The 12,440-nt window shown below is 66.7% G+C and carries 12 protein-coding genes; 5 read left to right on the top strand and 7 right to left on the bottom strand.

Annotated features, from left to right (window positions below):
* Positions 1-71 precede the first annotated feature (71 nt).
* Positions 72-470, bottom strand: coding sequence for a DoxX family protein (locus FQ775_RS12415; RefSeq protein WP_146300740.1), 399 nt, complete (start codon positions 468-470; stop codon positions 72-74).
* Positions 471-595: 125 nt separating this feature from the next.
* Entirely contained in the window at positions 596-1,987 is a 1,392-nt protein-coding gene (gene fumC, locus FQ775_RS12410) for a class II fumarate hydratase (protein WP_146300741.1), read from the bottom strand.
* Between the two features lie 181 nt (positions 1,988-2,168).
* Between fumC and FQ775_RS12405 the strand changes: the two genes are divergently transcribed.
* From FQ775_RS12405 to FQ775_RS12390, 4 genes are all read left to right on the top strand, one after another.
* Positions 2,169-2,585 (top strand): YciI family protein, encoded by a 417-nt coding sequence (locus FQ775_RS12405; RefSeq protein ID WP_146300742.1) that lies wholly within the window; start codon positions 2,169-2,171, stop codon positions 2,583-2,585.
* Between the two features lie 50 nt (positions 2,586-2,635).
* A complete protein-coding gene (locus tag FQ775_RS12400; RefSeq protein WP_146300743.1) occupies positions 2,636-3,046 on the top strand; it encodes a YciI family protein in 411 nt (136 codons plus the stop codon).
* 134 nt (positions 3,047-3,180) lie between these two features.
* Complete coding sequence (locus FQ775_RS12395; protein ID WP_146300744.1) at positions 3,181-4,458, top strand: RNA polymerase sigma factor; 1,278 nt, start codon at positions 3,181-3,183, stop codon at positions 4,456-4,458.
* A gap of 4 nt (positions 4,459-4,462) precedes the next feature.
* Positions 4,463-5,101, top strand: coding sequence for a glutathione S-transferase family protein (locus FQ775_RS12390; protein ID WP_146300745.1), 639 nt, complete (start codon positions 4,463-4,465; stop codon positions 5,099-5,101).
* A gap of 36 nt (positions 5,102-5,137) precedes the next feature.
* On the opposite strand, the gene FQ775_RS12385 is transcribed toward FQ775_RS12390, so the two are convergent.
* From FQ775_RS12385 to FQ775_RS12375, 3 genes are all read right to left on the bottom strand, one after another.
* Positions 5,138-5,377, bottom strand: a complete 240-nt coding sequence (locus FQ775_RS12385; RefSeq protein WP_146300746.1) for a hypothetical protein — start codon at positions 5,375-5,377, stop codon at positions 5,138-5,140.
* Between the two features lie 85 nt (positions 5,378-5,462).
* The gene (locus FQ775_RS12380; RefSeq protein ID WP_146300747.1) at positions 5,463-6,857 is read right to left on the bottom strand and encodes a S8 family serine peptidase; all 1,395 of its coding nucleotides are present in this window, start codon (positions 6,855-6,857) and stop codon (positions 5,463-5,465) included.
* A gap of 306 nt (positions 6,858-7,163) precedes the next feature.
* Positions 7,164-8,552, bottom strand: a complete 1,389-nt coding sequence (locus FQ775_RS12375; RefSeq protein WP_146300748.1) for an MATE family efflux transporter — start codon at positions 8,550-8,552, stop codon at positions 7,164-7,166.
* A 243-nt stretch (positions 8,553-8,795) separates the two neighbouring features.
* On the opposite strand from FQ775_RS12375, the gene FQ775_RS12370 reads away from it, so the two are divergent.
* Positions 8,796-10,076, top strand: a complete 1,281-nt coding sequence (locus FQ775_RS12370; RefSeq protein WP_146300749.1) for a hemolysin family protein — start codon at positions 8,796-8,798, stop codon at positions 10,074-10,076.
* Positions 10,077-10,363: 287 nt separating this feature from the next.
* On the opposite strand, the gene groL is transcribed toward FQ775_RS12370, so the two are convergent.
* Both groL and groES read right to left on the bottom strand, forming a co-directional pair.
* The gene (gene groL / locus FQ775_RS12365) at positions 10,364-12,007 is read right to left on the bottom strand and encodes a chaperonin GroEL (protein ID WP_167812946.1); all 1,644 of its coding nucleotides are present in this window, start codon (positions 12,005-12,007) and stop codon (positions 10,364-10,366) included.
* Between the two features lie 62 nt (positions 12,008-12,069).
* On the bottom strand, positions 12,070-12,366 hold the full coding sequence (gene groES, locus FQ775_RS12360; protein ID WP_146298106.1) for a co-chaperone GroES: 297 nt from the start codon (positions 12,364-12,366) through the stop codon (positions 12,070-12,072).
* Positions 12,367-12,440: the final 74 nt, after the last annotated feature.

Genomic DNA, 12,440 nt, shown 5'->3' with positions numbered 1-12,440 from the left:
CGGTCTCATCACGCCGGCATGAAAAAGGCCCGGCGCCGGCCGGACCTTTTCGTTTCGATGACGTCGGGTGGTCAGGCGGTCGCGACGGCGCCAGTGCGGGCGTCGACCGACAGCGAGCCGGGACCGGAGGCGAAGAGTGCGAGCAGGCCGCCGGCGATGGTGATGTTCTTCATGAACAGGATCATCTGGATCTGGTCGGCCGGCACGTAATGGAACATGAAGCCGGTGAAGACGCAGAACAGGGCCAGCGCGATCGCGGCGATCCTGGTCTGGAAGCCGACGAGCAGGGCGATGCCGACGACGGTCTCGAAGATTGCGGCGAGCCAGGCAAGCAGGGTCGCGGCAGGCAGGCCTACGGACGAGATGTAGCCGGCGGTGCCTTCGATGCCGCCGAACTTCTGCAGGCCCGACATGATGAAGATAATCGCCAGCAGGATGCGGGCGAGAAGGAGGATGACGCTGTTGGACATGATTTTCTCCGGGGGGTTGCGGATCAGTCGCCCACAGATAGTCCACGCTTCGCGTCACGAAAGAGGCCGAAAGCGGTACTCATTGTTCAACAAACGTGAACGAAAACCAGGAAGGCGGCTACATCTCAGCCTGGCCCAGTCATCTGTTCCGGCCTGACGATGCGGTCGTAATCTTCCGCGCTCACCAGGCCGGTCGCCAGCGCTTCCTCGCGCAGCGTGGTGCCGTTCCGGTGCGCCGTCTTGGCGATCCTGGCGGCGTTGTCATAACCGATGGTCGGGGCGAGCGCGGTCACCAGCATCAGCGAGCGTTCGAGCGCGGCCTTGATGTTGTCCTCGCGGGCCTCGATGCCGGTCACGCAATTGTCGGTGAAGGAGCGCGCTGCGTCCGACATCAGCTGCACCGACTGCAGGAAATTGTAGGCCATGACGGGGTTGTAGACGTTGAGCTCGAAATGGCCCTGGCTGCCGGCGAAGGTGAGCGCGGCATGGTTGCCGAAGACCTGGACGCAGACCTGGGTCAGCGCCTCGCACTGGGTCGGGTTGACCTTGCCGGGCATGATCGAGGAGCCGGGTTCGTTTTCCGGCAGCGCCAGTTCGCCCAACCCGGAACGCGGGCCGGAGCCAAGGAAGCGGATATCGTTGGCGATCTTGTAGAGTGCGGCGGCGGCGGCGTTGATCGCGCCATGGGAAAACACCATGGCGTCGTGGGCGGCGAGAGCCTCGAACTTGTTGGGCGCCGTGACGAAGGGCAGGCCGGTGATCGCGGCAACGTTTTCGGCCACCTTCTCGGCAAAGCCGAGCGGCGCATTGAGCCCGGTGCCGACGGCGGTGCCGCCCTGCGCCAGCTCCAGCAGGCCGGGCAGGGTGGTCCCGATACGGTCGATCGCCGAGGCGACCTGCGCGGCATAGCCCGAAAACTCCTGGCCGAGCGTCAGCGGGGTGGCGTCCTGGGTGTGGGTGCGGCCGATCTTGACGATGTGGTCGAAGGCTTTCGCCTTGGCCTCAAGCGCGGCGTGCAGGTGCTTGAGCGCCGGCACGAGGTCGTGAACGATGCGTTCGGCGCAGGCGATGTGCATTGCGGTCGGATAGGTGTCGTTCGACGACTGGCTCATATTGACGTGGTCGTTGGGATGCACCGGCTTCTTCGATCCCATCTCGCCGCCGAGCAGTTCGATCGCGCGGTTGGAGATGACCTCGTTGGCGTTCATGTTGGACTGGGTGCCCGAACCCGTCTGCCATACGACGAGCGGGAAATGATCGTCGAGCCTGCCGTCGATCACCTCCTGCGCGGCGGTGACGATCGCCTTGCCGATTTCGGGGTCGAGCCGGCCGAGCGCCATGTTGGCTTCTGCCGCGGCACGCTTGACGATGCCGAGCGCGCGAACCACCGAAAGCGGCTGCTTTTCCCAGCCGATCCGGAAATTTCCGAGCGAGCGCTCGGCCTGCGCGCCCCAGTAACGGTCGGCCGCAACCTCGATCGGGCCGAAGGTGTCGGTTTCAGTTCGTGTCTGTGTCATGGTCGTGGTCCCGAAGCTGATGGAGGTGAAGGGCCGCGGCGCCGGCTTGCCACCGATCGGGCAGCCAAGGCAAGGCGTCAAAATTTTTCGGGCCCAGTTGTCGAATCCGGATTTCGCCGCTCGTCGTGTGGTTGAAGGCCGGCAATGGAGCAGGCCGAGCGCAACCGAGAAGGAGAAAGTCATGCGTGTGATGGTGATGGTCAAGGCGACGCCCGAATCCGAAGCCGGCGTCATGCCGAGCAAGGAAATCCTGGCCGAGATGGGCCGTTTCAACGAAGAACTGGTGAAGTCCGGCGTGATGCTGGCCGGCGAAGGCCTGCATCCGACGTCGAAGGCGGTGCGCATCAACTTCTCCGGCAAGGAGCGCATGATCGTCGACGGCCCATTCACCGAAACCAAGGAACTGATCGCCGGTTTCTGGATCCTGCAGGTGAAGTCGATGGAAGAGGCGGTCGAATGGATGAAGCGTTCGCCGTTCCAGGAATCGGCAGTCGAACTCAGGCCGATCTTCGAGATCGACGATTTCGGCGACGCGGCGACGCCGGAAATCCGCGAGCAGAACGACCGGCTGCGCCAGCAGACCGAAGGCCGAGGCTGATTTTTCGTGAGGGTGGCCGGCGTGAGAGCCGGGCGCCGGAGGAGCTTGATATGCGATTCATGATGCTGATGATCCCCGCCGGCTACGAAAGCGCGGCGCCGGGAACCATGCCCGACGACACGGAACAGGTCGACGCGATGATGGCCTATAACCGCTCGCTGCAGGAGGCAGGGGTGCTGGTTGCCTGCGACGGGCTGCACCCGCCATCGATGGGCGCACGGGTACGCTTCGACACCGGACGGCCGGTCGTCACCGACGGGCCGTTCGCCGAGGCGAAGGAGGTGCTCGGCGGCTATTGGGTGATCAACGTCGCTTCGCGCGACGAGGCGATCGAATGGGCCAAACGCTGCCCGGGCGCGGTGAACGAGACGATCGAGGTCCGCCAGGTGATGGAAACGGACGATTTTCCGCAGGAGATGCAGACCTCGCTTGCGGATTTCGAAGCGATGCAGAACCGCTGATACCGCTTCCTGCGTTGTCGCGATGACGAGGCAGGTCATGGATTCGTGGCGGCGCCAGCCACTGGCAACAACCATGTCAGGACCGACATCAACCGTGCCTTGCGCGGTCCCGGCCTCCGTTCTATCCGGGGGCCGTGACGGCTACGGACACACATCGCGCCATCGAGGCGGTCTGGCGGATCGAGCAGGCGAAGCTGGTAGCCAGCCTTGCACGGCAAGTGCGCGACGTCGGCCTGGCCGAGGAGTTCGCGCAGGAGGCGCTGGTCGCGGCGCTGAAGCGCTGGCCGGAGACCGGCGTACCGGAGAAGCCCGGCGCCTGGCTGATGGCGACGGCGAAACGGCGGGCGATCGATCATTTCCGCCGCAACAAGCTGATCGATCGCAAGCATGCCGAACTCGGCCACGAGATCGAGACCGAGGAGGACCCGGTCGCGGGGCTGGAAGCCGCGCTCGACGACCATGTCGGCGACGACCTCTTGAGCCTGATCTTCACCGCCTGCCATCCGATCCTGTCGGCCGAGGCACGCGCCGCGCTGACGCTGAAGCTGCTCGGCGGGCTGACGACAGGGGAGATCGCGCGCGCTTTCCTGGTTCCCGAGCCGACCGTGGCACAGCGCATCGTGCGCGCCAAGAAGACCCTCGCCGAAGCCAACATCCCCTTCGAAGTGCCGCGCGGCGAGGAAATGGCCGAGCGGCTCGGCTCGGTGCTGGCGGTCATCTATCTGATCTTCAACGAGGGCTATTCGGCGACCGCCGGCGACCACTGGACGCGGCCGCAGCTCTGCGACGAGGCCTTGCGGCTCGGCCGCATCATGGCCGAGCTGGCGCCGGCCGAGCCGGAGGTGCACGGGCTGGTGGCGCTGATGGAAATCCAGGCCTCGCGCATCGGCGCCCGCATCGACCGCAACGGCGAGCCGATCCTGCTTCCGGACCAGGACCGCAGCCGCTGGAACCGGCTGCTGATCAACCGCGGGCTGGCGGCGCTCGAACGCGCGGAACGCCTTGGCGGCGGCCGCGGCTTCTACGTTTTGCAAGCGGCGATCGCGGCCTGTCATGCACGCGCGGCGAGCGCGGACGACACGGACTGGACCCGCATTGCCGGGCTCTATGCCGTGCTCGGCGCGGAGGCGCCGTCGCCGGTGATCGAGCTCAACCGCGCGGTTGCGGTCTCGATGGCCGAAGGACCGGCCGCCGGGCTCGAAATCGTCGACCGGCTCGTCGGCGACAAGGCGCTCAAGACCTACCACTTCCTGCCCAGCGTGCGTGGCGATTTTCTCGCCCGCCTGGGGCGCTTCGACGAGGCACGAGGCGAATTCGAGCAGGCCGCCGCACTGACCCAGAACGCACGCGAGAAGACCCTGCTCACCGAGCGGGCGCAATCCTGCGCGCGCGGCGAGATGCCTGACAGGTGACCGCATGAAGCTCTATTTCAGCCGCAATCCCAACCCGCGCCTGGCCGTCGCGGTGGCGCGCTACCTGCAAGCGCCGGTCACGTACGAATTCGCCGCGCCCCTGGCGCCGGGCGAGGCGGCGCGGTTCGCGCCGCTCAATCCGAATTTGCGCCTGCCGATCCTCGACGAGCAGGGACGCGGGCTGTGGGAAGCCGATGCCATCGCCTGCCGCCTGTCGCGCGTCGTTTCCTCCGGCTTCTGGCCGAGCGGCGATGACGAGCCCGAGATGATCCGCTGGCTGAGCTGGGGCAAGGCGAATTTCGTGCACGCTTGCGACATGGTGCAGTTCGAGCGCGGAACCAGGCGGCGCTATGATCTCGGCCCGACCGACGAAAGGCAGGTGGAGGAAGGGCTGGCGGCTTTCCGCAGGGCTGCGGCACTGCTCGAGCCGGTGCTTGCCGGCCGGGACTGGCTGGTAGGCGATGCGCCGACCTATGCCGATTTCCGCATGGCCACCTTTCTGCCGTTCAACGACGTGGCCCGGCTGCCCTTGTCCGAATTTGCGGCTGTCAGCCGCTGGTATGAGAGGCTCGAGGCGATCCCGGCCTGGCGCGACCCCTTTCAAGGATTGAGCGCACCGGAACTTCCGCCGGTCACGGGATGAGGCCGCCGCAGGGGTGACCGGTTCCGGGCCCTGGGCCTACCAGGTGCCCATGGTGCCTTCCGGCTCGACGGACCGTACACCCTCGATGGCGCCAGCCGCCTGGCGGACCACCTCCGGCTTGCCGCGCAGAACCAGCGTGCCGATGAATTCCATGCGTTCCTCGACCGTGACGCCGCGCTGTTCGAACTGCCGTGCGACCTCGTCGAGCGAGGTCAATGACGGGTCGATGGCGCAGGTGAACCTGCCGGTCGTCTTGCGTTCTTCCTGATCGGCCATGGCATGGCTCCCGACGCTTTCAGATGCTGGCGCCGCCGTCGCGGCGGCGCCAGGGGTCAAGCGATGTTGCCGCTCGCGGCCGATCCTACTCCGCCGCCTCGGCCGTCGGATAGGTCGGCTGGAAGTAGCGCCACCACCAGGGCAGCGGCTTGACGACGACGTTGCGGCGGTAGGGCGCCTGCACGACACCCGCGCCGACATGGCCGGCCGGCTCTCCGCTGATGGCGTCGGCGGTGGCGATCAGGCGCTGCCAGAGCGCACTGCCGCGATAGGAGGCGTTGGATTCGGCGATCAGGGCGGCGATGCCGGCAACGTGCGGCGTGGCCATGCTGGTGCCGGACTTCAGGCCGTGCGTGCCCTGGGCGACAGGGATCGACGACAGGACGCGCACCCCGGGTCCGGCAATGTCGACCTTGCCGTGCGGCGGGTGGAAGGTGACGTTCGAAAACGCCGCGCGGCGCAGGTTCTCGTCGAGCGCACCGACGGCCATGATCGAGGGCGAGTTCGCCGGGCGGCCGACGGGCTGGAGACCGTTGGTGGATTCGTTGCCAGACGCGGCGATGATCAGGCAGCCGGCATTGAGCGCGGCCAGCGCCGCGTTTTCGTAGACCTGCGAGAAGCCGGCGCCGCCGGCGGGCGCGCCGAGCGACATCGAGATCACCTCGCATTTGTTGGCCACCGCCCAGTTGATGCCGGCGAGAATCCAGCCGTCGGCGCCGCTGCCGCCATTGTTGAGCACCTTGCCGGCGAAGATCTCGGCCTCATAGGCGACGCCGTAGCGGTCGGTGGTGCCGTCGGCGGGTTCCTTGGGACCGCAGGCGGTGCCGATGCAATGGGTGCCGTGGCCCTGCAGGTCCTGAACCGCCTCGCCCGGAACGAAGGAGCGGCTGGTGATGTTGCGGCCGGCGAAATCGGGATGGTTCAGGTCCATGCCGGTGTCGAGCACGCAGACCTTGATGCCCTTGCCGGTGCGGTTCTGGATCAGCGGAAAGGAGACGACCGTGCGCGTCTTCTGCAGGCCCCATGTGGCGCCGACGGCGAGCATGCCGGCATCGGCGGCCTGGGGCATCTGGCCCGACGGCGCGCCGTACTGGTCGGCGAGTGCGTTGGCGGCGTCGCGGAAGCCGCGGACATAGTCGCCGAAATCGCCGGCGAGCGCATACATCATCTGCTCGGGCTCGACGATCGGGCCGTCGGCGTCCTCGGCCAGCACCGACATGGAGGAGATGCGGCCGAGCTGGTCGGCGTCCGACGGCGTGACCACGGCCACGCCGATTTCGTCGAAATAGATGCCGTCGCCGCTCTCGATCGCCTCGGCGGTGACGTTCTGGTCGTCAAAGTCGCGCGAGCTGGCGATTTCGAGCCCGACGTCGTTTTTCATCGCCTTCTGGGCCTTCTTGCCCTGATGCGGTCGGCCGACCACAAGAATGCGTCCGGTGAATTCGGGTTCTCTCGGCAGTTCGATGATTTCGGAGGTCATGACAGGCTATCCCTGGCTGTGCCATGGTCGCTCCACCGGCGCCTGTTGCGCGGCGGATGCCACGGCGTTGCGCCCCTTCAAGCTGGACTTCTCTTCCGCCGCCCCCGTTGCGGACGCCCTCGTTTGTCACCGCCGGGCAGGCCGGCGGCGCGTCTTTCTTCGGCTGCTGCAACGATATGAGCAGTAGCCGCACGCGTCTGTGCGGCGCTTCACAGTACGGGTGAAGTTTTTTGCCGGGCTCGCCTTTGCGTTGCGTCCGCCTGGCACCAGCCGCGGCGCATGGGCCAGCGGCGGGTGCGGGTCTTGCTAGGCCTGCTGACGGAATACGCCCCAGCGCCGTCCGGTGCGGACATGGCCATGCAGGAGCACCAGCACGGTGAGGCTCACCGCGCCGACTTCGGAGAGCGGCGAGGCAAGCCAGATGCCGTTTTCGCCGAGCAGCGGCGGCAGGGCGAGCGTCAGCGGAATCGCGAACAGGTAGGTGCGCGACAGGTTGAGGACGGCGGTGCGCGGTGCATCGCCGATTGCCTGGAAATAGCCGGCAAGCATCATCAGCGGGCCGGCAACGACATAGGCCGCGGTGATGACCGGCAGGATGCGGGTGAGTTCGGCGACCGTCGCCGCGTCGTCGACGAAGATGAAGCCGATCTCGCGCGATGCGAAAAACAGCGTCGCCTGCACAATCGCGCAGTAGACGAAGGCGGTGGCGAGCGCGAGCCGCAGGCTGCCATTCGAACGCGGCCACAGCCCGGCGCCGTAGTTGTTGCCGGCGATCGCCTGCAGCGCCATGCTAAGCCCCAGCATCGGCAGGTAGGTGAAGGTGAGCACGCGGGTGGCGATACCGTAGGCGGCGACCGTCTCGGCATAACCGTCGCCGCCCCAGGCCTGGACCATGGCGATGGTGGCGCCGGAGCCGAGCGAGATGCCGAGAAAGGTGAGGCTTTGCGGCGCGCCGAGCGCCAGGAACTCACGCCAGCCATGACCCCAGTCGGCGAGCGACAGCCGCGCCAGCTTGAGCGGCGTGTCGGCGCTGAGCCGGAAGACGAGGATCGCGGCGAAGGCGAGCAGCATGGCGGCGACCGTGCCGATGGCCGAACCGGCGACGCCGTAGCCGAGCACCGCGATCAGCAGGTAGTTGAAGCCGATATTGGCGAGCGAGGTGGTGAGGCTGACCGCCGCCATCAGGGCCATGCGGCCCTCGCAGCGCAGCGCGTCGGAGTTGATCGACAGCACGAACAGCAGCGGCGAGCACCAGATCAGGATCGAGATGTAGAGATAGCCGTCGTGGGCAAGCTGCCCGGAGCCGGCGGCGAGCCATCGCGCCAGCGGGCCGCCGGTGGCGGCGAAGAGCGCGATCAGGGCGCAGCAGACGAGCAGCGCCAGCACATGCGCGCCGACAAAGGTGGCGCGGGCATTGTCGTGGTCGCCGGCGCCGAGCCGGCGGGCGAGCACGCTCGCCATGCCGCCGGCCACCAGCGTGGCGAGCGCCACCAGGAGCATGTAGACCGGAAACATCAGCGTGACGGCCGAAAGTGCGGCCGCGCCGACGTACTCGCCGAGGAAGTAGGCGTCGATGACGGTCTGCAGCCCGTTCATGCTCATGACCAGCACGATCGGCGCGGTGGTGCGCAGGAAGAGGGCGGGCAGGGGCCCGCTCAGGAAAGGGTTTTTTTGCGCGGAAGGCGTGTCGGGCATCGGGTCGGTCTCCTTGCGCCGGAGAACGCGAACGGGGCCCGCATTGCCATTCCATCGGCGCGCCGGAAAGCGACGTTTGTCCGAGAGGCTTCACCGTGGCATGTGCCTGCGGGCGGCGGGTGCCTCGACCGGCGGCGGATTTAGCTGCGCCGGGCGGTGATGTCAACGCGGTCGGGATATGCTTGCGCGCCGGCCGTCCTTTGCGTTGACCCTGCGGCATTGCCGGGCTACTCGGTTTACCGGATGTTCGAACTCATCATCGCCGCCATCCTCATCGTCCTGAACGGTGTCTTCGCGCTCTCCGAACTCGCGCTCGTGTCAGCGCGCCGGCCGCGGCTGCAGATACTCGCGGCCAAGGGCAAGCGCGGCGCGGCGGCAGCGATGCGGCTTTCGGAACACCCCGGGCGTTTCCTGTCGACGGTGCAGATCGGCATCACGCTGGTGGGCATCCTCGCCGGCGCCTTTTCGGGCGCGGCACTCGGCGAGCGCATGAGCGCCTATCTGGTCGAGGCAGGCATACCGGCCGGCAGCGCCGGGGTGGCCGGCTACGCGCTGGTGATCGGGGCGATCACCTTCCTGTCGCTCCTGATCGGCGAACTGGTGCCGAAACATCTGGCGCTCAAGAACGCCGAGGGTTTCGCCTGCATGATGGCGCCGGCAATGGAGATGCTGTCGAAGGTCGCCGCGCCGCTGGTCTGGCTGCTCGACGGCTGCACGCGGGCGGTGCTGTTCGTGCTCGGCATGTCGGCCGAGCCGGAAAGCGCCATCACCGACGAGGAGATCCAGACGCTGATCGCCGAGGCCGAAAGCGCCGGCGTCATCGAGACCGCCGAGCAGACGATGATCGCCGGCGTCATGCGGCTCGGCGACCGCAATGTGCGGGCGCTGATGACGCCGCGCACCGAGGTCGAGATGCTCGACGCGGCGGCAAGCGAGACCGCGCTGCGCAAGGCGCTGACCGGCTCGACGCATTCGATCATCCCGGTCTACGAGAAGGATGCCGACGTGCTGCTCGGCGTGGTGCGGCTGCGCGATCTGGTCAGGCCGCTCAACCTGAAACGCAAGTTCGACCTGAAAAAGCACGTGCAGGCGGCGCCGGTGATCCCCGATACGCTGGGCGCGCTGGCGGTGCTGAGAACGCTGCGCCACGCCGACGTGCCGATGGCGCTGGTCCATGACGAGTTTGGCCATTTCGAGGGGGTGGTTACGCCGGCCGACATCCTCGACGCCATCGCCGGCGCCTTCAAGTCGGACCTCGACGACGACGAGCCGGAGGCGAGGCAGCGCGCCGACGGCTCATGGCTTTTGAGCGGGGCGATGCCGGCCGACGAGATGGCCGATCTGTTGTTCATCGAACTGCCCGAAAAGCCCGGCTACGACACCGTTGCCGGCTTCCTGCTCGACAAGCTGAAACGCATTCCCGAGACCGGCGAGGTGGTGGAGGCGAGCGGCTGGCGCTTCGAGGTGGTCGACCTCGACGGCCGCCGCATCGACAAGGTGCTGGCCAGCCGGGCGGAGAACTAGCCTGGGTGGCGGGAATACGATTCGGTTCAAGAAAGAACGCCTCCCGCACTTTGACAGTGCCGGGAGGCGCCCTTTCGTCCGTCGCTGTTCCGTAAAGCTGCGTTGGACAGCCAAAAAACACGCGCCGGGTGAAAAAGTTCCGGCGGACCGCGCGTTTTGCTGGCTTTCTGATACCCGGCCAAAAGCCTCTGCGATCAAATCAGATTACAAAAAATGGCGGCAGCGTCGCCGCTGCCGCCCTTCCTGATTGAAGCCGGATGGCTTCCCGGGCAAGGCCCGGGACGGACTTAGAAGTCCATGCCGCCCATGCCGCCCATGCCGCCGCCGGGCATCGCCGGAGCCGCCGATTCCTTCTTCGGCGCCTCGGCGATCATCGCCTCGGTGGTGACCAAGAGGCCGGCAACCGACGCGGCGTCCTGGAGCGCGGTGCGCACCACCTTCACCGGATCGACGATGCCCATGGCGATCAGGTCGCCATATTCGCCGGTCTGGGCGTTGTAGCCGTAGGTGGCCGACTTGTTCTCGAGGATCTTGCCGGCAACGATGGAAGCCTCGTCGCCCGCATTCGAGACGATCTGGCGAGCCGGGGCCTGGAGCGCACGGCGCACGATGGCGATGCCGGCCTCCTGATCGGGGTTCTCGCCCTTGGCCTTGATTGCAGCCGAAGCGCGCAGCAGCGCGACGCCGCCGCCCGGAACGATGCCTTCCTCGACGGCCGCGCGGGTCGCGTTGAGGGCGTCGTCGACGCGGTCCTTCTTCTCCTTGACCTCGACCTCGGTCGCACCGCCGACGCGGATGACGGCGACGCCGCCGGCGAGCTTGGCCAGCCGCTCCTGCAGCTTCTCGCGGTCGTAGTCGGAGCTGGTCTCCTCGATCTGCTGCTTGATCTGGGCAACGCGGCCCTGGATCTCGCCCTTCTTGCCGGCGCCGTCGACGATGGTGGTGTTTTCCTTGTCGATGCGAACGCGCTTGGCGCGGCCCAGCATGTTGAGGCCGACATTCTCGAGCTTGATGCCGAGATCCTCGGAGATCACCTGGCCACCGGTCAGGATGGCGATGTCCTCGAGCATGGCCTTGCGGCGGTCACCGAAGCCCGGTGCCTTGACGGCCGCGACCTTGAGGCCGCCGCGCAGCTTGTTGACCACTAGCGTGGCCAGGGCCTCGCCCTCGACGTCCTCGGCGATGATGACGAGCGGCTTGGACGACTGCACGACCGATTCCAGAACCGGGAGCATGGCCTGCAGGTTGGAGAGCTTCTTTTCGTGCAGGAGGATGTAGGCGTCCTCGAGCTCGGCGACCATCTTGTCCGGGTTGGTCACGAAGTAGGGCGACAGGTAGCCGCGGTCGAACTGCATGCCTTCGACGACCTCGAGCTCGGTCTCGGCGGTCTTGGCTTCCTCGACGGTGATGACACCCTCGTTGCCGACCTTCTGCATGGCCTCGGCGATCATCGCGCCGATTTCCTTCTCGCCATTGGCGGAGATGGTGCCGACCTGGGCGACTTCCTCGGAGGTCTTGATCTTCTTGGCCTTCTTGACCAGATCGCCGGCGACCTCGGCAACGGCGAGGTCGATGCCGCGCTTCAGGTCCATCGGGTTCATGCCGGCGGCAACGGCCTTGGCGCCTTCCTGCACGATCGACTGGGCGAGAACGGTTGCGGTCGTGGTGCCGTCGCCGGCCACGTCATTGGTCTTCGAGGCCACTTCGCGCACCATCTGGGCGCCCATGTTCTCGAACTTGTCCTCGAGCTCGATCTCCTTGGCGACGGTGACGCCGTCCTTGGTGATGCGCGGCGCGCCGAACGACTTGTCGATGACGACGTTGCGGCCCTTGGGGCCGAGCGTCACCTTCACCGCATTGGCGAGGATGTCGACGCCGCGCAGCATGCGCTCGCGGGCGTCACGGGAAAACTTTACGTCTTTTGCAGCCATATCCTAGCTCCTGGGCAAACGCCCGATTGTCCTTCTGGATGTTCTTGAAGCGTTTGTCGGGGTCAGGCGATGACGCCCATGATGTCGGACTCCTTCATGATCAGGAGCTCCTCACCATTGAGCTTCACTTCGGTGCCGGACCACTTGCCGAACAGAACCCGGTCGCCAGCCTTGACGTCGAGCGGGACCAGCTTGCCGGTCTCGTCGCGGGCGCCGGAGCCGACGGCGATGATCTCGCCTTCCTGCGGCTTTTCCTTGGCCGTGTCCGGGATGATGATCCCGCCAGCCGTCTTTTCCTCGGATTCGACCCGGCGAACGACCACGCGGTCATGAAGCGGGCGAAACTTCGACTTAGCCATTTGCATATCCTCAATGCGGATGGTTTCTCTGGAAACTTCCGCCCGGCGAAGCCCGGACGGCCGGTTAGCACTCA

The organism is Nitratireductor mangrovi (assembly GCF_007922615.2).
GTDB lineage: Bacteria > Pseudomonadota > Alphaproteobacteria > Rhizobiales > Rhizobiaceae > Mangrovimarina > Mangrovimarina mangrovi.
Note: the sequence above shows the minus strand (reverse complement) of the source record. Positions and strands in the feature narration are given on the sequence as shown.

Excerpts from the sequence above, each read along its gene's own strand:
- FQ775_RS12380 (WP_146300747.1), bottom strand. The coding sequence starts at position 6,857 with ATGACCTCCGAAATCATCGAACTGCCGAGAGAACCCGAATTCACCGGA.
- fumC (WP_146300741.1), bottom strand. The coding sequence starts at position 1,987 with ATGACACAGACACGAACTGAAACCGACACCTTCGGCCCGATCGAGGTT.
- FQ775_RS12405 (WP_146300742.1), top strand. The coding sequence starts at position 2,169 with ATGCGTGTGATGGTGATGGTCAAGGCGACGCCCGAATCCGAAGCCGGC.
- FQ775_RS12390 (WP_146300745.1), top strand. The coding sequence starts at position 4,463 with ATGAAGCTCTATTTCAGCCGCAATCCCAACCCGCGCCTGGCCGTCGCG.
- FQ775_RS12400 (WP_146300743.1), top strand. The coding sequence starts at position 2,636 with ATGCGATTCATGATGCTGATGATCCCCGCCGGCTACGAAAGCGCGGCG.
- groL (WP_167812946.1), bottom strand. The coding sequence starts at position 12,007 with ATGGCTGCAAAAGACGTAAAGTTTTCCCGTGACGCCCGCGAGCGCATG.
- FQ775_RS12385 (WP_146300746.1), bottom strand. The coding sequence starts at position 5,377 with ATGGCCGATCAGGAAGAACGCAAGACGACCGGCAGGTTCACCTGCGCC.
- FQ775_RS12370 (WP_146300749.1), top strand. The coding sequence starts at position 8,796 with ATGTTCGAACTCATCATCGCCGCCATCCTCATCGTCCTGAACGGTGTC.
- FQ775_RS12415 (WP_146300740.1), bottom strand. The coding sequence starts at position 470 with ATGTCCAACAGCGTCATCCTCCTTCTCGCCCGCATCCTGCTGGCGATT.
- groES (WP_146298106.1), bottom strand. The coding sequence starts at position 12,366 with ATGGCTAAGTCGAAGTTTCGCCCGCTTCATGACCGCGTGGTCGTTCGC.
- FQ775_RS12375 (WP_146300748.1), bottom strand. The coding sequence starts at position 8,552 with ATGCCCGACACGCCTTCCGCGCAAAAAAACCCTTTCCTGAGCGGGCCC.